Genomic DNA, 21950 nt, shown 5'->3' with positions numbered 1-21950 from the left:
TATCTGTATACATAAAGAAGTAAACCTATAAACCCTCTGTCGGGCATCGAGCCCCTGGCTGGGTTGTGGGCAAAGCAGCATGCAGGCGTTGGCCATTGGTGATGCAGCCACCGAATGCCACCGCCCAATCTCTCGCGCAATAGCGTCAAGTGCTCCCCAAGTTGTTCCCGACATCGCAGGCTGATCGCCTTGCTGCCGTCAAACATTTCGAATATATTGGAAATATGGAAGAAAACGACGCTATCCGATCCCTCGCCGCGCTGGCCCATGGCATTCGCCTGCAAGTGTTCCGCATGCTGGTGGTTGCGGGGCCAACGGGCCTCACGCCAGGCGCGATTGCCGAACAGCTCGACGTGCCGGGTGCCACGCTGTCATTCCACCTCAAGGAACTGACAGCCGCGCGCCTGGTGACGCAGGAGCGCGACGGCCGCAACCTGATCTATCGCGCGGCGTATGACCACATGAACGCCCTGCTGGGCTTCCTGACCGCCAACTGCTGCCAGGGCGAAACCTGCCTGGAAGCAAACGCCGCCGCCTGCAAGTGCTGAAGGAGCATCCCATGAAACGATTTCACGTCCATCTCCACGTTGACGACCTGAGCAAGAGCATCGCCTTCTACTCGAAGCTGTTTGCAGCCGAGCCGACGCGTGTGGAGACCGATTACGCCAAGTGGATGCTGGACGACCCACGCATCAACTTCGCCATCTCGACGCGTGGCAGCGCCGCGGGCGTGGACCATCTTGGCTTCCAAGTCGATGACGCTGCCGAGCTGGCCGAGCTGAAAGCCCGCGCCGAAGCTGCAGACGTGGCCCTATTGGACGAAGGCGAAACCACCTGCTGCTATGCCCGCAGCGACAAGCACTGGATTACCGACCCGCAGGGCATCGCCTGGGAGCACTTCCATTCGCTGGGCAATATCCCGGTGTTCCGCGAAGACAAGAAGGAAGAAGCCACGACGGAAAGTTCTGCCTGCTGCGCACCCCGTGCCCCGAAAGGCAAGCCGATCGGTATCGCAGTGAAGTCCGACTCCGGCTCATCCTGCTGCTGACAGCGAACCCATGACCACCAACGTCCTCATCCTCTGCACCCACAACTCCGCACGCAGCGTGCTGAGCGAAGGCATGCTCAACCATTGGGCCCAACAACTCGGTAAAGACGTGCGCGCCTACAGCGCCGGCAGCGCACCGAGCGGCCGCCTCAACCCGTTTGCACTCGAAGCCCTCACCAACGCAGGCATCGACACCACCGGCTACCGCAGCAAGAGTTGGGACGAGTTCGTTGCAGACGGCGCACCGCAAATGCGCATCGTCATTACCGTGTGCGACAGCGCCGCAGCGGAGACCTGCCCGTATTGGCCCGGCAGTCCCGTGAAAGTGCATTGGGGCTATGCCGACCCTTCCAACGCGACGGGCGGTGACGAAAGCAAGCGCCAGGCCTTTGAGCTGACACGCCAGGCCATTGGCTACCGCATGCTGCAACTGCTGGCCCTGCCGCTCGACACGCTCAGCAACGCCGAGCTTCAGGCCGCGCTTGAACGCATTTCGCAAAACTGATCTGAAGCCTGTCCAATGACTGCATCGAACGTAGCGCCGCCAGCACAGGCCGCCACAAGGCCCGCCATCAACTTCTTCGAGCGCTACCTGACTGTCTGGGTGGCGCTCTGCATCGTTGCCGGCATCGTGCTCGGCCAAGTGCTGCCTGGCCTGTTCCAGCAGATTGGCCGGATGGAATACGCACAGGTCAACCTCCCGGTCGGGCTGTTGATCTGGGTGATGATCATCCCGATGCTGGTCAAGGTGGATTTTGGTGCGTTGCATGAGGTGCGTCAGCACGTCAAAGGTATTGGCGTCACGCTTGTCGTGAACTGGCTCGTCAAGCCGTTCTCGATGGCGTTTCTCGGCTGGTTTTTCATCCGCCACCTGTTTGCGCCGATGCTGCCTGCAGACCAGATCGACAGTTACATCGCGGGCCTCATCCTGCTGGCCGCCGCGCCGTGCACGGCGATGGTGTTCGTGTGGAGCCGGCTGACGGGCGGCGATCCGCTGTTCACGCTGTCGCAAGTCGCGTTGAACGACAGCATCATGGTCATCGCATTTGCGCCGTTGGTTGGGCTGCTGCTGGGCATGTCCGCCATTACGGTGCCGTGGGCGACGCTGCTGACCTCGGTCGTCCTCTACATCGTCATCCCTGTGATCCTTGCGCAGATCTGGCGCAAGGCGCTGCTCGCGAAAGGCCAATCGGCGTTCGATGCCGCAATGGCGAAGATCGGCCCGTGGTCAATCGCTGCGCTGTTGGCGACGCTGGTGTTGCTGTTCGCGTTCCAGGGTGAAGCGATCCTGAAACAGCCGCTGGTCATCGCCCTGCTGGCGGTGCCGATCCTGATTCAGGTGTTCTTCAACTCTGCGCTTGCGTACTGGCTTAACCGAGCAGTTGGCGAGAAGCACAACATTGCGTGCCCCTCGGCCCTGATTGGCGCATCCAACTTCTTCGAGCTGGCCGTTGCGGCGGCGATCAGCCTATTCGGTTTCCATTCCGGTGCGGCGCTGGCCACCGTCGTCGGCGTGCTGATCGAAGTGCCGGTCATGCTTCTGGTCGTGCGCATTGTTAACCGGACGAAGGGCTGGTACGAGTGCCGTACCTAGCAGTACACGTTTCGATCTAGCGCTCAGCGCGCTCCCGGTCGTTCGCGGCGAACCGCCAAAGTTCGCATTGCCGCGACCGGCCATCCCTCCCCCCTCCTTCTCGCTTGCGTCGCGCCGGGCGCGTACTACTCTTGACGAGGTCCTGCGTCGCGCGTTTGCCCGCAGCGTGTGTGGCTCGATCTGCAGGCTGCTTCCTCATCGGCCCGGCCAGCCACCCGCCCCCGGAGAGAAAGCCATGCGAAAACTGTTTGCCGCCGTCGCGCTCATGCTTGCCATGACGCCCTTTGCGCAAGCGCAGGTCAAGCCGTATCCGCCGGGCTTTCGGCACCAGAACATCCAGACCGACGGGACGACGCTGTTTGTGCGCGTCGGCGGCAGCGGCCCGGCCGTGGTGTTGCTGCACGGCTTTGGCGACACGGGCGACATGTGGGCGCCCCTGGCGGCCGAGCTGGCCCGCACGCATACCGTGGTGGTGCCGGATCTGCGCGGCATGGGGCTGTCGTCGCACCCCGAAGGCGGCTATGACAAGCGCACCCAGGCCGGCGACATCCGGGCTGTGCTGACGAAGCTGAACATCGACCAGGCCGATGTGGTTGGCCACGACATCGGCACCATGGTGGCGTTTGCCTATGCGGCGCGCTATCCGGACAAGACCACGCGGCTGGTCGTAATGGATGCGCCCGTGCCGGGCGTGCCGCCGTGGGAGCAGATCGTCCGCTCGCCCAAGCTCTGGCACTTCTCGTTCGGCGGCCCCGATGCCGAGCGGCTGGTCAAGGGCCGCGAGCGCATCTACCTCGACCGGTTCTGGAATGAATTTGCCGGCGACCCTTCAAAGATCGACGAAGCCACACGGGTCCACTACGCCCGCCTCTACGCCAAGCCGGGCGCCATGCATTCAGCGTTTGCGCAATTCCTGTCGATCCCGCAAGACGCGGAAGACAACCAGAAATCCATCGCCACCAAGCTGCCCATGCCGGTGCTCGCCATCGGCGGCGCAAAGTCCTTCGGCGAGAACGAGGCCATCGTCATGCGCAATGCCGCCACCAACGTGCAGGAGCTGGTGATTCCCGATGCGGGGCATTGGTTGATGGAGGAACAGACGCAGGCTACGGTGAATGCCGTTGTTAAATTTCTGGCGCAGTAGCGTCGGTCTTCTTCATTGGTGTTTCACGCAGCGCAACGAGAGAGGAGTCTCCAATGCAGCCAGTCGTCCGAGTTTCAATTCTGCGGTGCCCGCCAGACAAGTTTGCCGAGATGCGGCAGATGATGAACGATCTCGAAGCGGTGCTCCGGCCGGGCATCGAGGCCATGCGAGGGCTGGTCGCGTTCTATGTGGGCGAGGACGAGTCGACATCGTCGCTGTCGAACGTGAGCCTGTGGGCTGACCTGGACGCGGCCAAGCAACTGGATACGTTCCGCCCGATGCTGGATTCGGGCAAGCCCTTTATCGACAAGGGCGGCACGTTCGAGCGGCCGATCATGAATTACCTGCCGATGTGGGAGTTGAAGCCCGTGTCGACGGTTTGAGGCTTAGCAAATAGATTGCCCCTCCAGATACCGCACACCATGCAGTCAGTTGATGAAATGGCTCGGCAGCGCAATGTTTCGATTGCCCGCCTGCAAGGACTTGAAGTTGCGACGATTTCTGTCGATTGCGCCAAGCCTGTCGACATCGGGTTCTATGTAAAGGAGAAGATGCGCTTCGTGAACCCGCTGTCATGGCTTCCGAAAGCGGAAATCCGCCCCGGCCTTTTTGCGTATGGCAAACAAGCGCCCAACGTTGCTCACGCGGTTGCCGCTGACAGCGAACTATGCGCTGCGCTGGACGTCCTTTTGACACGCTACGCGGGCGCCGTCGAATGGTGCGATGCGTCCCTGCATGCCCGCGTGAACATCTGGACCGGGACGATCGATGGAGATTCCACAGGCGGTGAGCGCTTCTTGTCCCACCTTGAAACCACCGCCAGACGCCTTGGCGATATCGCGCAAGGGCGCAGCCAGGTCGAAGCCAACTTGTCGACACGAGCATTCGGCCCGACGTGGTTCCGCAATCGCGCCATGGTTGGGGGATTACTGACCGGGTTTCTTGGTGCCTTCCTGCTTTTGTTCGCCGTCATTGGGTTCAGTACGCTTCGGCGGATTGCACATTAAGCCGCTCGGCTGCCGCAAGAAATGCTCAACGCAACCGGTACGCACATGCACATGACATTGAAGCTCGCGGGCTGCTTCATCCTGCTGGCGGCCTCGCAGCACGCAAGCGCGCAGACCTCATCGCGCATCCCGGAGGAGGTCAGAGCGTTCATTGAGGAACGGAAAATCTGCGACCACTTTCGTGGTGAGCCAGCCGAGGGCGACAGCCCGGAACAGGTGGAGCGAAGAGAGTTCCTGCTCGACAGCTTCGACATTTATTGCGCTGGCACTGACAAGCGCCTTGCTGCGTTGAAGCGGCGCTACAAAGACAATCCCGCTGCTATGAGGCGGCTCAACGCGTTTGAAGAGCACGTTGAGTGATGGGGTGGCCTTGGCCACTGTGGTGAGGGAAGCGGCTACACGGCCATGGCATTCCCGCCCGTCACGGGAATGCATCAATCTGTTTTTATTGGCCGTAGCCCCGCCGCTCTATGGCGGCTAGTACGTCCCACGTCTGCGGATCGACATCGCGTCCCCCGAGCGACATCGATACGTAGGCGTCAATCGCATCCACAAAGCCTTTGATGAACGCCGGCGGGAATGCGTGTGCAGAGAGGTGTTGAAGCTGCTCGCGCAGCATGCCCGGCCGGCATTGGCCGTGCGTGCACATGGCGGTGCGAGTCCGCTTGAGGTACGCCTGTGCCGCGATGGCGCCGTTCAGGTAGGTGCGGTTCTTGGTGAGCCTGCCTGTGTCGGGTGACGTGGGCGCTGCGGGTGGAGATGTTGGTGGGGATGGATACGACGCGAGTCTCCGCGCCGTCTGCTCACTGCTAGACATAAGGACCTCTCGGAGATGGGTGAAAGGCCCGACTTTCGTCGCTAAACGAGGGAGGCGGGCCCGACGATGGGGTTAGCGATCCGGCTCTCCGAGAAAACCGGTAGACCCGAAGGTCTCCCCACCCGGCCCGCCATAGAAAGCGCGCGAGTGTGCTGAGGCCTGCCGCGTGTGACGGCGGCCTCTTCGGAGAGTTACGGATCGCTAAACCCGTGCTGCCGTTGGTGCGGCAGCGGGATGGATTATAGCGATGGGGGCTTCTTCCATCTTCCGATTCTGTGCACTGAGCCCCCGGGCTCCAACGGCCGAGCGCACCCTATGCAACTTGGTCCAATGCGAGCGACGTTTAACCGTGGGCCAAGCACATCCGCTTCTCTACCCTGCGCCGTTTCCCCGCAGAGGGTCGAGTGCCGCAGTTTTACGTACGGGTGTCGATCTCAAACATTCGATCTCGACAGTCCGAGAGCGACACGCTACCGGCAGACCGTGGCGCATGGCCCTCAGAGGCCCGAGCTTGGCCCCCAAACACTCGACGTTGCCCCGTTGAGGGTGACGTTCCACCGTCTGAGGGTCGAAGCCGGCTGTCAGAGGTCGAAATTTTCGAGCTCCGACAGCGGAAGCCGAGTGTTTGAGACTGGCACTCCGCCCGCAGAGGTTCGAGCTTGACTGCTGGAGGCTCACGTTCGAGCCGCGAAGGTTCGTGATCGAGCAACGCTGCGCGGTCACGAAGACGCGCGACAGGTCGGATGCGTTTTGCCGCAACGCCGTGGAGGTGCTGAATAACAACCCGAACGTGCAGCACGGCACTGTCGACCTTGCGGAACTGCGTCGGGATCTGGCTGCGTTGGACCTGTCGCCTAGCCGCCTGACGCACTGGACCGTATCCAAGAGCTGATGCGCGACGTTTGCCCTCGGCTGTATTTTCAGAAACGGCGTATGCATTTGCCGGTGTGCACCCTGTAGAAGAGAAATTCCTCCGCCAACCTTCTCAGGAGCACGCAATGTATGACGGCATCTCGGCTGCAAACTATGCAGCAAGCCAAATCGAACCGAATAGTGTGGGCCGCTGCGCAGAATATGTTCGCAAGCCCATTGAATGGGGCGGCATTTCTTTGCAGCGCACCCGCTCGGCAAAGGACTACGGTCCATCACTGCAAGCCGCCGGGTTTCATGAGGCGATAGGCTCGCCGGTGAAGGGAGACGTGATCGTGATTCAACCTGCCCCCGGTCATCCTGACGGGCACATGGCGATCTACGATGGTTCGCACTGGATTTCAGACTTCAAGCAGCTACACGGTTTCTATCCTGGCCCGGCTTACAGAAGCGCCCAACCGGCCTACAAAATGTATCGTTATCACTGAGGCAACCTCATGACCCGCTTTCTTTCCCTGCTCGTTGCGGTGGTTTGCGCCGTCGCGGTTTCCTCGGCGTCCGCTGCACAGGCGGCCGTCTCGAAAAATACGCCAGAAGCCGCAGTCATCTCGTTCTATACATGGTTCATTCAGCACGATTCGGATCAAACGTATCCGCTGCGCGAGCCGGACATTGAGCGCTATGTCGCCAAAGATACCGTTGCACGGTTGCGCAACGACTATGCACACGCCGGTCCGCCAAATGGCGTGGACTATTTTCTCAAGGTGCAGGACTACGATAGCCGTGACTGGCTTGCCCATATGCAAGTGCAACGCGCGCTGATGCTGGGCGATGTTGCGATTGTGCCGGTCTCTTTTGGCTCGCAAAACCCAGTGCATGTGCTGGTGTTCATGAAGCGACTGGATGCGCACTGGAAGATCATCAAGATCGACGACACCTGGGAGTACAGGTAAACGGCCTCAGCAGAGAAACCAGGGCGTCGCTGCATGGGGGCGCCTAGGTTTCAGCAGCGTCTTTACACTCCTCCCTATTTCCCGTTACCCCCTTTTCCCTATCAGGTACGGCAGGTTCTGGACACCATCGACAGACTCAAGGAGCAAAAGTCATGACGCAAGTCCACTTCACTTACCGGGTGACGTGGTCCCCTGAAGATGGGGAACACGTCGGCCTGTGCGCAGAATTTCCGTCCCTCTCGTGGCTCGATGAGACGCCAGAAGGCGCTCTTGCGGGCATTCGCCGCGTCGTTGCCGAGGTCGTGCACGACACATGGAGGCCAGCGGCGAGAAGGTGCCTGATCCGATTGCGGATCGCACGTACAGCGGCGAGTTCAAGGTGCGTATCACGCCGCAAGCGCACCGCGCCATCGTCATTCAGGCAGTTGAGCAGGGCGTCAGCTTGAATCGGCTTGCAAGCGCGAAGCTGTGTTCATAGAGGAACAGCAATGCTTGCCAACTAGGCAGGTCTGCCAAAAGCTGCAAACGTTGCGTCGATCATCAGCGCCTTTCTCGCTCTGTTCCAGTAGCGCCACCAAAGCTCGCACCAGCGGGCTTTTCTCTTACCTCCGCAGCCTGGCCAACCAATCCCTCGCTGGCGTCCGTGTCTTCGCCATTGGTCCGGCTCGATCCACCTCCCCAACCAGCTTGCGCAGCGCTAGGTGCATGTAGACCCAGGCATCTTCTATGCTGAACCAAAGTGCCCATCGCAACAGCGATCAGCAGGCTGGCGATCCACTCGCCACGTGACCCCAACGATCCAGCCGACCGGCAAGGGAGGCGCCATGCAAGGAATCAATCACAGCGTTTGTGCGGTCATGCTTGCCGTGATGACCTCGCTGCTTGCCGCATGCGGGGGTGGTGGGGGCTCGGGTAACGGCAGCGGCTCGGCAACCCCGCCGGGTGGCGTTCATCTGCAGGTCGTCTCGTTCGGCGACAGCCTGTCGGACGTCGGCACCTACGCGCCCATTGCGAGCGTGGTGAGAGGTGGGCGTTTCACGACCAACCCGGGGCCGGTGTGGACGCAAAACGTCGCGCAATACTACGGCGATACGCTCAGCGCGGCGTTCACGATCGACATCACGCATGCGTTGACCGCGCAAGGCGGGCTCGGCTACGCGGAGGGCGGCGCGACAGTGGCAACCCCGGCAAACCTGTACGACTTTCTGACCGACGTGATCGGCAACATCGAGATGCCCGTCAATGAGCAGGTTTCAAGCTATCTGGCCGCGCACGGGAGCTTCAACGCCAATCAACTGGTGCTGGTCTGGGCGGGCTCGAATGATGTGCTTCGCGCCGGGGCGTTGCCCGCCGCCGCGCCGATCGTGCAGACGGCGGCCGCCACCCTGGCGCAAATCGTTGCGCAGATCGTCCAGGGCGGCGCCACGCATGTGGTGGTCGTCAACGTGCCGAACGTCGGACTCTCGCCCAAAGGCTTCTCCTCGGGCGACGGCGGAGCAAACCTGACCCAGTTGTCGCAACTGTTCAACGACAGCCTGAACGCGGCCCTGCAGAGCAATGGCCTCCAGGGCAAGGTCATCCAGATCGATGCCTATACCTGGGTGAACCAGATTATCACGAGCTTTCAGGCTAACGGCTTTGTCGTGTCAAACACCGGCGTGGCCTGCGACCCAGCCAAAACGCCCGACGCAACGGCATTGTTCTGCTCGCCGGCGACCTACGTGACGGCCAACGCCGATCAGACATACATGTTTGCCGACAACCTGCACCCGACGACACGCATGCATGCCCTGTTCGCCCAATTCGTGGAACAGCAGATCGCCAAGAGCGGTCTTGGACATTGAGCGTGCGGATAACCGATCACTGACTGGCGGGCAGCCGGCTGCCAAGGCAGACGTTTACACGGCGTTTACACCCCTCCCCCCAACCTTTACCCCGTTTTTACCCCCCTTTCCCTACTGTTGCACTGCACGCAGGCCCTGTGACGGGAGCCTGCCTGCACGCCGCATCCGGCCCCAGTTGACGCGCATCTGCGCCGGGCCGTGCGGCACCCAAAACAACAAGGGAAAGGTCCATGCAAGCCAAGGTTTCTTTGCACGCCACCGTCATCGGTGGCGTTGTCTTCTGTGCCGCAGCACTGTCCAGCGCGGCCGCTTTTGCGCAGTCCACTGAGGCTGCGCCGGCGCCCGTTGCCACACCGGCCGCGCCCGTCAGCCCGCTCACGGCCAACGTCACGCTGGCCAGCCAGTACCGCTATCGCGGTCTCATGCAGACCAACAACAAGCCCGCCATTCAGGGCGGGGTGGATTACGCGCTGCCCAACGGCTTCTATGTGGGCAACTGGAACTCGTCGATCAGTTGGCTGGGGGATTCCAACCCCAACGTCTCCGCCCCCATCGAGATGGATTTCTACGGCGGCTACAAGACCGAGCTGATGAAGGACGTGCCCATTGATGTGGGCGTGCTGCAGTACTACTACCCGGGCAGCTACCCCGACGGCTACACCCGCCCGCACACCACCGAGGGTTATGCACAGATCGGCTACGGGCCGGTCTCGTTCAAGTACTCGCACGCGTTCTCCAACCTGTTCGGCTTTGCCGACAGCCACCACAGCCAGTACTTCGACTTGTCGGGCAACTTCGACACCGGCTTCTGGGGCCTCACGCTGAACCTGCACGTGGGCTATCAGCAGGTGCCGCATCAGGTGGTGCGCACCTCGTATGCCGACTGGAAGGTGGGCGTGACGAAAGACTTCGGCAGCGGCTGGACGGCCTCGCTTGCGTACATCGATACCAACGCTGCGCGCGCCGCCTACACCAACGCGCGCGGCAATTACATGGGCAAGGCCACCGCGCTGCTGGCCGTGACCAAGACGTTCTAACGACCACGACCTGAAGGAAAGGGGAGCGCATATGGACCTCGTTTATCTCGCCGGCCTTGCGGTGCTGGCCCTGGCAGTGGGCGGCTTGCTCGCCCTCTCCGGCCGGCTTGCTGCCAAAGACCAACCCACCACGCACGCGATGGAGAAACAGCAATGACATGGCTCTATGTGCTGTCCGGGGCCATCACGGTGGCCCTGTTGATCTATCTGTTCGTGGCCCTGCTGTGGCCCGAACGCTTCTAACAACACTGCGAGGCACACCATGAATGCGTTCCTCCTCCAGCTGGCGATCTATCTGGTCGTGCTGCTGGTTCTGGCCAAACCGCTGGGCGCGTATATGACCGGCGTGTTTGGTGACAAGCCATCGCGTGCGCACTGGCTCGGCCCCATCGAGCGGCTGTTCTATCGCGTGGCCGGCGTCAACCCGCAGGCCGAGATGGGCTGGAAGCGCTATGCGCTGGCCGTTATCGTCGTCAACGTGCTAGGTGCGCTGGCGGTGTATGCGCTGCAGCGCGCGCAGCAGTGGCTGCCGCTCAATCCGCAGGGCTTTGCTGCCATTACGCCGGATTCGTCGTTCAACACGGCCATCAGCTTTGTGAGCAACACCAACTGGCAAGGCTATTCGGGCGAAAGCACGATGAGCTATCTCACGCAGATGCTCGGCCTGGCGGTGCAGAACTTCCTGTCAGCCGCCACTGGCATTGCGGTGGTGATCGCGCTCATTCGCGGCTTTGCGCGCCACTCGGCCAACACCATCGGCAACTTCTGGGTCGACTTCACGCGCGCCACGGTCTACGTGCTGCTGCCGCTGTCGATTCTGGTGTCGGTGTTCTTCGTGAGCCAGGGCGTGATCCAGAACTTCGATGGCTACAAGGAGGTGACCACCGTCACCGCCACCACGTACGACAACCCGAAGATGGACGCGCAGGGCAATCCGCTCAAGGATGCGCAAGGCAACCCCGTCACCGAGAAAGCCACCACGCAAACGCAGACCTTGCCCATGGGCCCGGTCGCGTCGCAAGAGGCAATCAAGATGCTGGGCACCAATGGCGGCGGCTTCTTCAACGCCAACTCCGCACACCCGTACGAGAACCCCAACGCGCTGACCAACTTCGTGCAGATGCTGGCGATCTTCATCATCCCGGCGGCGCTGTGCTTTACGTTTGGCGGCATGGTGGGCGATGGTCGGCAAGGCTGGGCTGTGCTGGCGGCGATGACTGTGCTCTTTGTGGTGCTTGCCGTCTTCCTGGCATGGGCTGAGCTGCACGCCAATCCGATGCTCGCCAACCTCGGCATCGATCAGGCGGTGGGCAACATGGAAGGCAAGGAAACGCGCTTTGGCATCGTGGCCTCGTCGCTGTTTGCCACGATCACCACGGCGGCGTCGTGCGGTGCCGTCAATGCCATGCATGACTCGTTGACCGCGCTGGGCGGCTTCGTGCCGATGTTCCTGATGCAACTGGGCGAAGTGGTGTTTGGCGGTGTGGGCTCGGGCCTGTACGGCATGCTGGTGTACGCCATCCTGGCCGTGTTCATTGCGGGCCTGATGATCGGCCGCACGCCGGAATACCTCGGCAAGAAGATCGAGGTGTTCGAGATGAAGATGACCTCCATCGCCATCCTCGTTACGCCGCTGCTGGTGCTCGTGGGCACGGCCGTGGCCGTGGTGGTGACGCAGGGCAAGGCGGGCATCTTCAATCCCGGCACACACGGCTTCTCTGAAGTGCTGTACGCCTTCTCGTCTGCCGCCAACAACAACGGCAGCGCGTTTGCGGGCCTGTCTGCCAATACGCCGTTCTACAACGTGGCGCTGGGCATCTGCATGTGGCTGGGCCGCTTCTGGATCATCGTGCCGGTGCTGGCCATGGCAGGCACGTTTGCCGCCAAGAAGCGCCTGCCCGTGACGGCCGGCACGCTGCCCACGCATGGGCCGCTGTTTGTAGTGCTGCTGATCGGCTCGGTGCTGCTGGTGGGCGCGCTCACGTACATCCCGGCCCTCGCGCTCGGCCCCATCGCAGAACACCTTGCGCGCTAAGCGCAAGGCGAGTCGTCTACCCAATATCAACAGGTGCCTTATGGCTATCCGTTATCCCGAATCCGAACCTGCCGTGCGTACGGTCAAGCACAAGCTTGAGCCCAGCGCCGGTACTGGTACTGGTACTGCCGCAGCCGCCGAGCCGCAGGCGCGCAGCACGCACACGACGCTATCTGCCAAGGATGTGCGCAAGCTGTCGATGTTCTCGTCGGCACTGGTCAAGCCCGCCATTGTGGATAGCTTCCGCAAGCTGTCGCCGCGCGCGCAAGCCAAGAACCCGGTGATGTTTGTCGTCTATATCGGCAGCATTCTCACCACCATCCTGTGGGTGATGGCCCTGCGCGGCCAGGCGGAAGCGCCTGCGGGCTTCATCCTCGCTGTGTCGGTGTGGCTGTGGTTCACGGTGCTGTTTGCCAACTTTGCCGAGGCGCTGGCCGAGGGCCGCAGCAAGCAGCAGGCGGCATCGCTGCGCGGCATCAAGACCACCGTGCAGGCCAAGGTGCTGGCAGAGCCGCATCGCAGAGACCGCGTGGAAGCGCGCGCTGCCACCGCCCTGCGTCGTGGCGACATCGTGTTGATCGAAGCCGGCGACATGGTGCCCGGCGATGGCGAGGTGATCGAAGGCGTGGCGTCGGTAGACGAAAGCGCCATCACGGGCGAATCGGCGCCGGTCATTCGCGAATCGGGCGGGGATTTCTCGTCCGTGACGGGCGGCACGCGCGTGCTGTCGGACTGGATCATCGTCCGCATCACCGCCAACCCCGGCGAGAGCTTCCTTGATCGGATGATCTCGATGGTGGAAGGCGCCAAGCGCCAGAAGACGCCCAACGAGCTGGCGCTGACGATTCTGCTGGTGAGCCTGACCATCATCCTGATGCTGGCCACCGTCACGCTGCTGCCGTACTCGATCTTCTCGGTGGAGGCGATGAAGGCCGGCTCGCCCATCACCATTACCGTGCTGGTCGCGCTGCTGGTGTGTCTGATTCCGACCACCATCGGCGGGTTGCTGTCTGCGATTGGCGTGGCCGGCATGAGCCGCATGATGCAGGCCAACGTGATCGCCACGTCGGGCCGCGCTGTGGAGGCTGCCGGTGATGTGGATGTGCTGCTGCTCGACAAGACCGGCACGATCACGCACGGCAACCGTCAGGCTTCGCGCTTCATTCCCGCGCCGGGCGTGACGGCCAAGCAGTTGGCCGAGGCGGCATGGCTGTCGTCGCTGGCCGATGAAACGCCGGAAGGCCGCAGCATCGTCACGCTGGCACGCAACCTGGGCGAGGCGTCCATCGATGAAGCTGCCCTTGCGAAGACGCAGCCCGTGTACGTCGCCTTCTCTGCGCAAACGCGCATGAGCGGTATCAACGTCTCGCTTGCAGGCGACGCCCGTCAGATCCGCAAGGGGGCGGCAGATGCCATTCGCACGCACGTGACGCTGCTGGCCGGCAAGTTTCCCGATGCCGTGTCGACTGCCGTGGACGACGTCGCGCGCCAAGGCGGCACGCCGCTTGTGGTGTCCGACAACGACCGCGTGCTCGGCGTGGTAGAGCTGAAAGACATCGTGAAGGCCGGCATTCGTGAGCGATTTGCCGAGCTGCGCCAGATGGGCATCAAGACGGTGATGATCACCGGCGACAACCGCCTGACCGCCGCCTCCATCGCAGCAGAAGCGGGGGTTGACGACTTCATTGCTGAAGCCACGCCCGAGACCAAGCTCGCGCTCATCCGCGAGCAGCAGGCCCAGGGCCGCCTCGTTGCCATGACCGGTGACGGCACCAACGATGCGCCCGCGCTGGCGCAGGCCGACGTGGCCGTCGCCATGAACAGCGGCACGCAGGCCGCCAAGGAGGCCGGCAACATGGTCGACCTGGATTCCAGCCCCACCAAGCTGATCCAGATTGTCGAGATCGGCAAGCAGATGCTGATGACGCGCGGCTCGCTCACCACGTTCTCGATCGCCAATGACGTGGCGAAGTACTTCGCCATCATCCCCGCTGCATTTGCGACCACGTATCCGCAGCTTGCCGCGCTGAACGTGATGCACCTGGCCACGCCCGCATCGGCCGTGATGAGCGCGGTGATCTTCAACGCGCTGATCATCGTGTTCCTGATCCCGCTGGCGCTCAAGGGCGTGAAGTACCGCGCGCTGGGAGCGGCTGCGCTGCTGCGCCGGAACCTCTTGGTCTACGGCCTGGGCGGCCTGCTGCTGCCCTTCCCTGGCATCAAGATCATCGACATGTTCCTGGCCGCAATGGGCTGGGTCTAAGGAAGGAGTGCATTCATGGCAACCACAACACAAAACGCGCAGGCCGATGTGCCGCAACAAGGTGGGCTGCTGCGTGCGGCGCTGGCGGTCTTCATTGGGCTGTCGCTCATTACCGGGGTGCTGTATCCGGTGGTGGTGACGGGCATAGGCAAGGCGCTGTTTCCGGCGCAGGCCGGCGGCTCGATCATCGAGCGTGGCGGCAAGGCAGTCGGTTCATCGCTGATCGGGCAGAACTTTGAAACGCCCGAGTATTTCTGGGGGCGGATCTCGGCGACTGCGCCGAACGCGTATAACGCGCAGGCTTCTGGCGGCTCGAACTTAGGACCCAGCAACCCCGCGTTGACGGAGGCGGCCAAGGCGCGGATTGCGGCCCTCAAGGAAGCGGACCCGACGAACAGTGCGCCGATTCCTGCTGATCTTGTGACGGCTTCTGCGAGCGGGCTGGACCCGGAGATTAGTCCGGCTGCTGCGGCGTACCAGGTTGAGCGCGTGGCGCGTGCGCGGCACATGTCGCCGGACTTGGTGAGGAAGGTGGTTGGCGAGAACACCAAAGGGCCGATTTTTGGTGTGTTTGGGGAGGCGACTGTGAATGTGTTGGAGCTGAATTTGGCGTTGGATGATTTGAAGTGAGGGGTTGGGGTTTGTGGACTGCTGGGTTTGATGTTGGTGGTCCATCCCCCCTTCGTTCCCTGCCGGGACCGACTTACTTTTCTTTGTCTTCCAAAGAAAAGTAAGCAAAAGAAAGGCGCGCCCGAGATGGCGACTTCCCCTTGGATTTGTGTCGCGGGGAGGGAGGGGAGGCAAACTCGCTGCGCTCAGACAGGCCTCCCCTCTTTATCCTTCCCGCAACAAAAATCCAAGGCGCCATCTAGGACAGGAACGTCAAAGGCCAAACCGTTGGTTTGCGTGTTCTGTCGGTGTCTCGTTTGTTGCTGTGTGCTGCTTCGCTGCGCTCGCACTCCACCGATGATTTTGTTTTGTTTGCCTTGCTTCGCGGCTTGCCGCACACGCACCTACTGCGTTTGTTCTTCGATGGTGTGGCCGTACCCGGCCCTAGATGGCGCCTTGAATTTGCGTAAGCGGGCGGAAAAAAGACGGGAAACTGTCTGAGCGCAGCGAGTTTTTCCCGTCTCCGCACGGTTACGCAAATTCAAGGAATCTTTCGCCATCTCGGGCGCGCCTTTCTTTGCTTACTTTCTTTGGCAAGACAAAGAAAGTGAGTCAGCCCCGGCAGGGGGTGAAACCAGGGATGCACCAACAACAAAAAAACACCCAAAATACGCAACATGCCAGAAGCCGCGCGCCCCAACCCCGACCAACTCCTAGCCGAACTCAACTCCGGCAAGGAGCAGTCCGCCCGCGGCAAACTCCGCATCTACTTCGGCGCCTCAGCCGGTGTAGGCAAGACCTACGCGATGCTGGCAGCAGCAAAGGCCGCTCGCGCAACAGGCATTGACGCCATCATCGGCCTGGTCGAAACCCACGGCCGCGCTGAGACCGCCGCGCTGGTCGCCGACCTCGAACACCTCCCCACCCGCCAGATCGAATACAAGGGCCGCACGCTGCCCGAGTTCGACCTGGATGCTGCGCTGGCGCGAAAGCCCGCGCTCATCCTCGTCGATGAACTTGCGCACTCGAACGTGGCAGGCTCGCGCCACCCCAAGCGCTGGCAGGACATTGAAGACCTGCTTGCCGCCGGCATCGACGTCTGGACCACCGTCAACGTCCAGCATCTCGACAGCCTGAATGAGGCGGTGGGCAGCATCACCGGCATCCGCGTGTGGGAAACCGTGCCCGATGCGGTGTTCGATGCCGCCAACGAAGTCATCCTCGTCGACCTGCCGGCCGATGAACTGCTGCGCCGCCTGGCCGAGGGCAAGGTCTACATGCCCGAGCAGGCACAGCATGCGGCGCGCAATTTCTTCCGCAAGGGCAACCTCATCGCCCTGCGCGAACTCGCCCTGCGCCGCACCGCCGACCGCGTGGACGACGACGTGCAGGCCTACCGCCGCGCGCGCCGCATTGAAAACGTCTGGCGCACGCGCGAGACCGTCGTCGCCTGCCTGGACCCGCAGGGCGACGGCGAACAGGTGATCCGCAGCGCCGCGCGCCTGGCCGCGCAGCTTGAATGCGATTGGCACGCCGTGGCCGTGGTGATGCCGCATCTGCGTGCGGCCGATGCGCGCGCCGAACGCCTGCATGCGTTGCTCAAGCTGGCCGAAGATGCGGGCGCACGCGTGGAAACGCTGGCCGGCACCAATGCCGTCGAGGCCATCACCGGTTATATCCGCCGCCACAACATCACCAAGGCGGTGATCGGGCGGCCGCCCGAGAAGCGCTGGCGATCGGCGCGGGCTATCGTCGTTGCGTTGCGACTGACGATCGGGCTGGAGCGCCGGTTGCCCAGCGGCGACTTTGCCGAGGCACTGGCGCGGCATTGCCCCGAGGTTGACGTGATTCGCGCCGCGGCGGACCCGGCGCATATCCAGCTCACCCCGCGCGCAGCCGAGGTCGGCCGTGCTGACGTGCGCAGCGAAGCGCAGCGCGCTGCCGATGCACAGGCCGGTTGGCTCAAGCCGGCTTACGTGGCCGCGTGCGTGTACGTTGGGATTGCGACGGCGCTCTCCAGCCTGGTGCGCCCTGTCTTCGATCTGGCCAACATCGTCATGCTGTTCCTGGCCGCCGTGGTGGCGGTGGCGATGCGCCATGGGCGCGGACCGGCGGCGCTGGCGTCGGTGCTGTCGGTGGCGCTGTTCGATTTCTTTTTCGTGCCGCCACGTTATTCCTTCGCCGTGAGCGACGTGCAGTACCTGCTGACCTTTGCGGTGATGCTGGCCGTGGGCATGCTGGTGGGCCAGTTGACGGCGGGCCTGCGTGAACAGGCCGAGGTGGCGGTGCAACGCGAGGCCGCTGCGCATGCGCTGTATGAGGCCGCGCGTGAACTGTCCGCCGCGCTCACGCTGGATCAGATCGTCAGCATCGGCGGGCGCTTCGTCAACGCGACCTTTGGCGGGCGCTGCGCGTTCTTCTTCGTCGGGCTCGATGGGCGGCTCGGTGCGCCACAGGTCGCCAAGCCGCAAGGCTCCACCGATGCACCGTCAGGCATGCCGAATTTGGACCGCGTGCTGGCCGATTGGACATACCAGCACGGCCAGCCTGCCGGCACGGGCACGCACACGCTGCCGTCGGGCTCGGTGCTGTATCTGCCCCTGAAAGCCCCGATGGCCATTCGCGGCGTACTGGCCGTGGAGCCAGAAACCTTCCACGTGCTTGCGCAGCCCGACAACCGCCGCCAGATCGACGCCTGCGCCACGCTCATCGCCATTGCCATTGAACGCGTGCATTACGTGGAGGTTGCCCGCGACGCCTTGGTACGCATGGAGTCGGAGCGGCTGCGCAACTCACTGCTGGCCGCCGTGTCGCACGATTTGCGCACACCGCTCACGGGCCTGGTGGGGATGGCCGAGACGCTGCTGCGTGCGCAGCCGCCCCTGCCCGCGCTGCAGGCCGAGGCCGCCAGCGCCATCGGCCAGCAGGCGCAGCGCATGCGCACGATGGTCACCAACCTGCTCGACATGGCGCGCCTGCAGAACCAGGACGTCAAGTTGCGGCTGGAGTGGCAATCGATGGAAGAACTCGTCGGCGCAGCGCTCCAGGCGATTCCGCTGCCCGATCATCGTGTGGTTGTGGATAACCTCGCTGCCTTGCCGCTCATCCGCTGCGACGGGCCGCTGATGGAGCGCGTGCTGGCGAACCTGCTGGAGAACGCCGGCAAGTTTGCGCCGGCCGGCACCGAGGTGCGCATCTCCGGCGAGATCGTCCACGACGACGCGCGCGGCGATGAACTGCGCCTGCGTGTGCGCGACCACGGCCCCGGCGTGCCGGCGGGCTCGGTGCAGACCATCTTCGAGAAGTTCACGCGCGGTGAGAAGGAATCGGCCACCACCGGCGTCGGCCTGGGTCTGGCCGTGTGTGAGGGCATCGTGAGCGCGCATCACGGCCGTATCTGGGTGGAGGCGCCGGCCGATGGCGGCGCGTGCTTCGTCGTCGCCCTGCCCGCCGCCGAGCCCCCGCCCGTGGAAGACGGCGAGACCATCGCCTAGCTGCACCGTTCTTGGGCATATGGACATGCCGAAAATGTCGTTCTGCCGTGAGCGCATGCGTGACACGATTGCGTCACACCGCCCGCTACCCGCGGGCGATTTCATTCACGACAAGATCCACGAGGTTTCTCCATGTCTCTGTTCTCACGCCTTGCGCGCGTGGCCGTACCGGCCATCGCCTTTGCCATTGCCACTGCCGCCAGCGCCGACACCAAGCAAATCAAGCTCGGCACCATGAGCGGCCCCGACGCGCAAATCTGGGAAGTCGTGCAGAAGGTCGCCAAGAAGGACGGCCTGGACGTCAAGATCATCGAGTTCAACGACTACGCCCAGCCCAACCCCGCGCTGGATTCGGGCGACCTGGACGCCAACGGCTTCCAGCACCAGCCCTTCCTCGAGAGCCAGATCAAGGCGCGCGGCTACAAGATCGTCAACGTAGGCCTGACCTATGTGGCGCCGATGGGCTTTTACTCGAAGAAGATCAAGTCGCTCGCGCAGCTCAAAGAAGGTGCCAAGGTCGGTATTCAGAACGATCCGTCCAATGGCAACCGTGCGCTGCTTCTGCTGCAGAAGGCGGGCGTGATCAAGCTCAAGGCGGGCGCCGGCACGAACGGCAACAATGCGACACCGCGTGACGTGGTGGAGAACCCGAAGAAGATCAAGCTGATCGAGCTGGACTCGGCGCAACTGCCGCGCTCGCTGGATGATCTGGACGCCGCTTCGATCAACACCGATTACGCGGTCAAGAACGGCCTGACGCCGGCCAAGGACGCCATCGCACTGGAAGATCGCCAGGGGCCGTACGCCAACCTGATCGCCGTGCGCGAAAAAGACAAGAACCAACCGTGGGTGAAGACGCTGGTGCACGCCTATCAATCGGAAGACGTGCGCAAGTTCATCGACACGCAGTTCAAGGGCGCGATCCTGCCCGCGTTTTAAGCAGCGGGTGCTAAGTCAGCGGTTACTTTCGCGCATTGCCCTGAGAGTGAAGCGCGCGAGCCTGGGGCCGGAGGAGGTTTTTAGCGCGCCGCGTTGTTTTGCTGCGATGCGTCATCGTGTGACAGGTGCAATCGTTTTCGTCACACGTGGCGCTGCGGCAACGCTTGTAGCCTCTCGTTACATTAAGTAGTTCTACGTTATTGCAACGCAACAAACGATTCGCTATAGTAGGAACTGTCTCCTCCACCCTCCTTGGTGGATTGTGGCCCGAGCACCTGGTGCTCGGGCTTTTTTCTTTGGCGCGCGGCTTTTGCTTTTCTTCCGGCCGCCTTGCATCTCGGCCGGTTCCGGCTACCCTGAATTCTCAACTTTTCTGCGTGTTTTCCTTGGTGGCGTTGCCCGATAGCAACGAGCGAAGATTTTTCAAGCGTGCGCTTCGAGCCACCCTTCGAACACCGACATGCATGTCGGCGGGAAGGAGTCAAAGCGCTGCTTGAATCACGCCAACGCGGCGAATGTGGGCGCAACCGCCTGCTTTGTGCGGCTAACATCGCGAAATATCGTCAGTTTTTGTCCTACAAGCCTTTCGGCCAACCCCGGACAGTCTGACTTCACCCCCTCCACTAAACTTCACCTTGCTCTCTCTTTAGAGAGCACTCCCCCCCTTTTGAGCCCGCCCCTGTTGCGGGCTTCATTTTTTTCGGGCACGATTTCTTCCATCCCGACGCTGTCGACACCGGCGTCGGAAGCTCAAAAGGTTGGGGGAATCTCTCAAGGCCCGCGCAGTTGAAAAGCTGCGCGGGCTTTGTTTTTTCCGGCGCCGCACGCTAACTCCACCTGACAAGGCCCCCGGCCGGTGCTTCAATGGCGGCTGACGGTGGCGTCACACAGCGCAAACGGGATGCGCCTCGCGCCGATACTGACAACAACAAGGACTGGCCGATGGAAGGTTTCGCGCAACTCGCCGTGCTGGTGGTGGACGACCATCCCGTGCAACGGGCCGCCGCCCGGCAACTGCTCCATACGCTGGGCGTGCAGCAGATCCTGACCGCCTGCGACGGCCGCGAGGCGCTCTACCTCCTCCAGCTCTGTCACGTCGATCTCGTGCTGTGCGACATCGACATGCCCGGCATGAACGGCCCAGAGCTGATGGAGCAGATGCACTTGCGCGGCGGTCGCGTCTTTCCGCGACAGGCGCCCGTGTGGGCGTGGGTCAGCGCGATGGATGCGCCGATTGTCGAGTCGCATATCAGCCTGGCCGATGCGATCGGGTTGACGCGCACGCACGGCGTGCAGAAGCCGTTGCGCCCGGCGCACGTGCTGCCGCTACTCGAACAAGCCGCCGCGCGGGAGCGGGACGAGGCACCGGCTGCAGCCGCTGTCTTGCCGCAGTTTTCCGACGACGAGCTGGCCGCGCTCATCCAAGAAACGCCTGAACAGATCGAGGTCGTATTCCAACCCCAGCACGATCTGGCCACCAACCAGATCGCCGGCGCCGAGGCGCTCTGCCGCTGGATGCATCCGGTGCACGGGCGTGTGTCGCCCGCAGCGTTCGTGCCGCGCCTGGAGGCGCTCGGGCTGGCTGATGGCCTGTTCTTCCATGTGCTGGAGCATTGTGTGCGCGTACAGCACGCGCTGGCCGCGCATGCGTATCCCGTTTCGATTGGTGTGAATGCGTCTGCGCAGACGCTGAGCCGGGCCGGCACCGTAGACCGCATCGAAGCCATCGTGCGCGAGGCGCGTATTGCGCCGGCGGCCATCGCCATCGAGTTGACGGAGGATTCGCCCGTGCACGATGCCACGCAGCTCACCATCGCGCTCAACCGCCTGCGCCTGCTGGGCCATCCGCTGGCCATCGACGATTTTGGTGTGGGCATTGCCACGCTCAAGCTGCTGGCCGATCTGCCCTTCACCATTCTGAAGATCGATCGCTCGTTTACGGCTGCGGTGGACCAGACCAGCCAGCGTGGCGTGATCTGCCGCACGATGATCGAGCTGGCGCGCACGCTGCATCTGGAGTGCATTGCCGAGGGCGTGGAAACTGAAGCGCAGCGCCAGACGTTGCGCGCGCTGGGCTGTGCGACCGGGCAGGGCTATCTGTGGGCGGCACCGCTGTCAGTCACCGCGTTTCTTGCGCACGTGCAGGCGGCAGCGTAAGCAGCAAGACCTCAACGTCATTCAGTTTTCCTCAACCCAGATAGAAGCAGCTTCTGCCCCGAAAGGTTACGCAGAGCCAAAGTAAGAAAAGTCTGATCCCGCACGGCATATCTGGTGAGTAAGGTACCGGCTCCTTTCA

At 62.7% G+C, this 21950-nt stretch carries 22 protein-coding genes and 1 pseudogene; 22 read left to right on the top strand and 1 reads right to left on the bottom strand.

The annotated features are described in order from the left end of the window. Window positions 1-224 precede the first annotated feature (224 nt). The 8 genes from M1D44_RS15215 to M1D44_RS15180 all read left to right on the top strand — a co-directional run bounded on the left by M1D44_RS15215 (window position 225) and on the right by M1D44_RS15180 (window position 5153). Window positions 225-548, top strand: a complete 324-nt coding sequence (locus M1D44_RS15215) for an ArsR/SmtB family transcription factor (protein ID WP_024977171.1) — start codon at window positions 225-227, stop codon at window positions 546-548. Between the two features lie 11 nt (window positions 549-559). Then, window positions 560-1048, top strand: a complete 489-nt coding sequence (locus M1D44_RS15210; protein WP_316852981.1) for an ArsI/CadI family heavy metal resistance metalloenzyme — start codon at window positions 560-562, stop codon at window positions 1046-1048. 10 nt (window positions 1049-1058) lie between these two features. After that, complete coding sequence (locus tag M1D44_RS15205; protein ID WP_316852980.1) at window positions 1059-1553, top strand: arsenate reductase ArsC; 495 nt, start codon at window positions 1059-1061, stop codon at window positions 1551-1553. A gap of 15 nt (window positions 1554-1568) precedes the next feature. Further along, complete coding sequence (gene arsB, locus M1D44_RS15200) at window positions 1569-2642, top strand: ACR3 family arsenite efflux transporter (RefSeq protein WP_316684455.1); 1074 nt, start codon at window positions 1569-1571, stop codon at window positions 2640-2642. Window positions 2643-2877: 235 nt separating this feature from the next. Beyond that, window positions 2878-3786 (top strand): alpha/beta fold hydrolase, encoded by a 909-nt coding sequence (locus M1D44_RS15195; RefSeq protein ID WP_316852979.1) that lies wholly within the window; start codon window positions 2878-2880, stop codon window positions 3784-3786. A gap of 119 nt (window positions 3787-3905) precedes the next feature. Next, window positions 3906-4169, top strand: coding sequence for a BTB/POZ domain-containing protein (locus M1D44_RS15190; RefSeq protein ID WP_316684453.1), 264 nt, complete (start codon window positions 3906-3908; stop codon window positions 4167-4169). Between the two features lie 39 nt (window positions 4170-4208). Continuing rightward, the gene (locus M1D44_RS15185; RefSeq protein WP_316684451.1) at window positions 4209-4793 is read left to right on the top strand and encodes a hypothetical protein; all 585 of its coding nucleotides are present in this window, start codon (window positions 4209-4211) and stop codon (window positions 4791-4793) included. Window positions 4794-4844: 51 nt separating this feature from the next. Further along, window positions 4845-5153, top strand: coding sequence for a hypothetical protein (locus M1D44_RS15180; protein ID WP_316684450.1), 309 nt, complete (start codon window positions 4845-4847; stop codon window positions 5151-5153). 85 nt (window positions 5154-5238) lie between these two features. Here M1D44_RS15180 and M1D44_RS15175 read toward each other — a convergent pair whose 3' ends face one another. After that, complete coding sequence (locus M1D44_RS15175) at window positions 5239-5610, bottom strand: hypothetical protein (protein ID WP_316684448.1); 372 nt, start codon at window positions 5608-5610, stop codon at window positions 5239-5241. Window positions 5611-6307: 697 nt separating this feature from the next. Between M1D44_RS15175 and M1D44_RS15170 the strand changes: the two genes are divergently transcribed. The 14 genes and pseudogenes from M1D44_RS15170 to M1D44_RS15105 all read left to right on the top strand — a co-directional run bounded on the left by M1D44_RS15170 (window position 6308) and on the right by M1D44_RS15105 (window position 21811). Further along, entirely contained in the window at window positions 6308-6502 is a 195-nt protein-coding gene (locus tag M1D44_RS15170; protein WP_316684447.1) for a hypothetical protein, read from the top strand. Between the two features lie 106 nt (window positions 6503-6608). Next, window positions 6609-6968, top strand: a complete 360-nt coding sequence (locus tag M1D44_RS15165) for a CHAP domain-containing protein (RefSeq protein ID WP_316852978.1) — start codon at window positions 6609-6611, stop codon at window positions 6966-6968. Between the two features lie 9 nt (window positions 6969-6977). Beyond that, a complete protein-coding gene (locus tag M1D44_RS15160) occupies window positions 6978-7433 on the top strand; it encodes a DUF3828 domain-containing protein (RefSeq protein ID WP_316852977.1) in 456 nt (151 codons plus the stop codon). Window positions 7434-7585: 152 nt separating this feature from the next. Beyond that, window positions 7586-7911, top strand: a pseudogene (locus M1D44_RS15155) (type II toxin-antitoxin system HicB family antitoxin). Between the two features lie 346 nt (window positions 7912-8257). Then, on the top strand, window positions 8258-9277 hold the full coding sequence (locus tag M1D44_RS15150) for an SGNH/GDSL hydrolase family protein (RefSeq protein WP_316852976.1): 1020 nt from the start codon (window positions 8258-8260) through the stop codon (window positions 9275-9277). A gap of 230 nt (window positions 9278-9507) precedes the next feature. Then, window positions 9508-10314 (top strand): TorF family putative porin, encoded by an 807-nt coding sequence (locus tag M1D44_RS15145; protein ID WP_316852975.1) that lies wholly within the window; start codon window positions 9508-9510, stop codon window positions 10312-10314. A 31-nt stretch (window positions 10315-10345) separates the two neighbouring features. Further along, window positions 10346-10471, top strand: a complete 126-nt coding sequence (locus M1D44_RS15140; protein WP_024977160.1) for a hypothetical protein — start codon at window positions 10346-10348, stop codon at window positions 10469-10471. Continuing rightward, the gene (gene kdpF, locus M1D44_RS15135) at window positions 10468-10557 is read left to right on the top strand and encodes a K(+)-transporting ATPase subunit F (protein ID WP_102064073.1); all 90 of its coding nucleotides are present in this window, start codon (window positions 10468-10470) and stop codon (window positions 10555-10557) included. Before M1D44_RS15140 ends, kdpF begins: the two co-directional genes overlap by 4 nt. Window positions 10558-10576: 19 nt before the next feature. Further along, on the top strand, window positions 10577-12349 hold the full coding sequence (gene kdpA / locus M1D44_RS15130; RefSeq protein WP_316684441.1) for a potassium-transporting ATPase subunit KdpA: 1773 nt from the start codon (window positions 10577-10579) through the stop codon (window positions 12347-12349). 199 nt (window positions 12350-12548) lie between these two features. After that, window positions 12549-14612, top strand: a complete 2064-nt coding sequence (gene kdpB / locus M1D44_RS15125; RefSeq protein WP_428984646.1) for a potassium-transporting ATPase subunit KdpB — start codon at window positions 12549-12551, stop codon at window positions 14610-14612. 15 nt (window positions 14613-14627) lie between these two features. Beyond that, window positions 14628-15242 carry a potassium-transporting ATPase subunit KdpC gene (gene kdpC, locus M1D44_RS15120; RefSeq protein ID WP_112186440.1) on the top strand — a complete coding sequence of 205 codons (615 nt, stop codon included), beginning with the start codon at window positions 14628-14630 and terminating at the stop codon, window positions 15240-15242. Window positions 15243-15898: 656 nt separating this feature from the next. After that, window positions 15899-18715, top strand: a complete 2817-nt coding sequence (locus tag M1D44_RS15115) for a sensor histidine kinase KdpD (protein ID WP_316852973.1) — start codon at window positions 15899-15901, stop codon at window positions 18713-18715. 132 nt (window positions 18716-18847) lie between these two features. Beyond that, window positions 18848-19654, top strand: a complete 807-nt coding sequence (locus tag M1D44_RS15110) for a MetQ/NlpA family ABC transporter substrate-binding protein (RefSeq protein ID WP_316852972.1) — start codon at window positions 18848-18850, stop codon at window positions 19652-19654. A gap of 942 nt (window positions 19655-20596) precedes the next feature. Continuing rightward, window positions 20597-21811 (top strand): EAL domain-containing response regulator, encoded by a 1215-nt coding sequence (locus M1D44_RS15105; RefSeq protein ID WP_024977154.1) that lies wholly within the window; start codon window positions 20597-20599, stop codon window positions 21809-21811. Window positions 21812-21950 lie beyond the last annotated feature (139 nt).

Source organism: Ralstonia sp. SA306, from assembly GCF_054792405.1.
This window is presented reverse-complemented; position numbering and strand designations above follow the sequence as displayed.

Coding starts and splice junctions, on each gene's coding strand:
- M1D44_RS15110 (WP_316852972.1), top strand. CDS start 18,848: ATGTCTCTGTTCTCACGCCTTGCGCGCGTGGCCGTACCGGCCATCGCC.
- M1D44_RS15210 (WP_316852981.1), top strand. CDS start 560: ATGAAACGATTTCACGTCCATCTCCACGTTGACGACCTGAGCAAGAGC.
- M1D44_RS15150 (WP_316852976.1), top strand. CDS start 8,258: ATGCAAGGAATCAATCACAGCGTTTGTGCGGTCATGCTTGCCGTGATG.
- M1D44_RS15165 (WP_316852978.1), top strand. CDS start 6,609: ATGTATGACGGCATCTCGGCTGCAAACTATGCAGCAAGCCAAATCGAA.
- M1D44_RS15195 (WP_316852979.1), top strand. CDS start 2,878: ATGCGAAAACTGTTTGCCGCCGTCGCGCTCATGCTTGCCATGACGCCC.
- arsB (WP_316684455.1), top strand. CDS start 1,569: ATGACTGCATCGAACGTAGCGCCGCCAGCACAGGCCGCCACAAGGCCC.
- M1D44_RS15160 (WP_316852977.1), top strand. CDS start 6,978: ATGACCCGCTTTCTTTCCCTGCTCGTTGCGGTGGTTTGCGCCGTCGCG.
- M1D44_RS15185 (WP_316684451.1), top strand. CDS start 4,209: ATGCAGTCAGTTGATGAAATGGCTCGGCAGCGCAATGTTTCGATTGCC.
- M1D44_RS15105 (WP_024977154.1), top strand. CDS start 20,597: ATGGAAGGTTTCGCGCAACTCGCCGTGCTGGTGGTGGACGACCATCCC.
- kdpF (WP_102064073.1), top strand. CDS start 10,468: ATGACATGGCTCTATGTGCTGTCCGGGGCCATCACGGTGGCCCTGTTG.
- M1D44_RS15145 (WP_316852975.1), top strand. CDS start 9,508: ATGCAAGCCAAGGTTTCTTTGCACGCCACCGTCATCGGTGGCGTTGTC.
- kdpC (WP_112186440.1), top strand. CDS start 14,628: ATGGCAACCACAACACAAAACGCGCAGGCCGATGTGCCGCAACAAGGT.
- M1D44_RS15175 (WP_316684448.1), bottom strand. CDS start 5,610: ATGTCTAGCAGTGAGCAGACGGCGCGGAGACTCGCGTCGTATCCATCC.
- kdpB (WP_428984646.1), top strand. CDS start 12,549: ATGTTCTCGTCGGCACTGGTCAAGCCCGCCATTGTGGATAGCTTCCGC.
- M1D44_RS15215 (WP_024977171.1), top strand. CDS start 225: ATGGAAGAAAACGACGCTATCCGATCCCTCGCCGCGCTGGCCCATGGC.
- M1D44_RS15140 (WP_024977160.1), top strand. CDS start 10,346: ATGGACCTCGTTTATCTCGCCGGCCTTGCGGTGCTGGCCCTGGCAGTG.
- kdpA (WP_316684441.1), top strand. CDS start 10,577: ATGAATGCGTTCCTCCTCCAGCTGGCGATCTATCTGGTCGTGCTGCTG.
- M1D44_RS15180 (WP_316684450.1), top strand. CDS start 4,845: ATGACATTGAAGCTCGCGGGCTGCTTCATCCTGCTGGCGGCCTCGCAG.
- M1D44_RS15205 (WP_316852980.1), top strand. CDS start 1,059: ATGACCACCAACGTCCTCATCCTCTGCACCCACAACTCCGCACGCAGC.
- M1D44_RS15190 (WP_316684453.1), top strand. CDS start 3,906: ATGATGAACGATCTCGAAGCGGTGCTCCGGCCGGGCATCGAGGCCATG.
- M1D44_RS15115 (WP_316852973.1), top strand. CDS start 15,899: ATGCCAGAAGCCGCGCGCCCCAACCCCGACCAACTCCTAGCCGAACTC.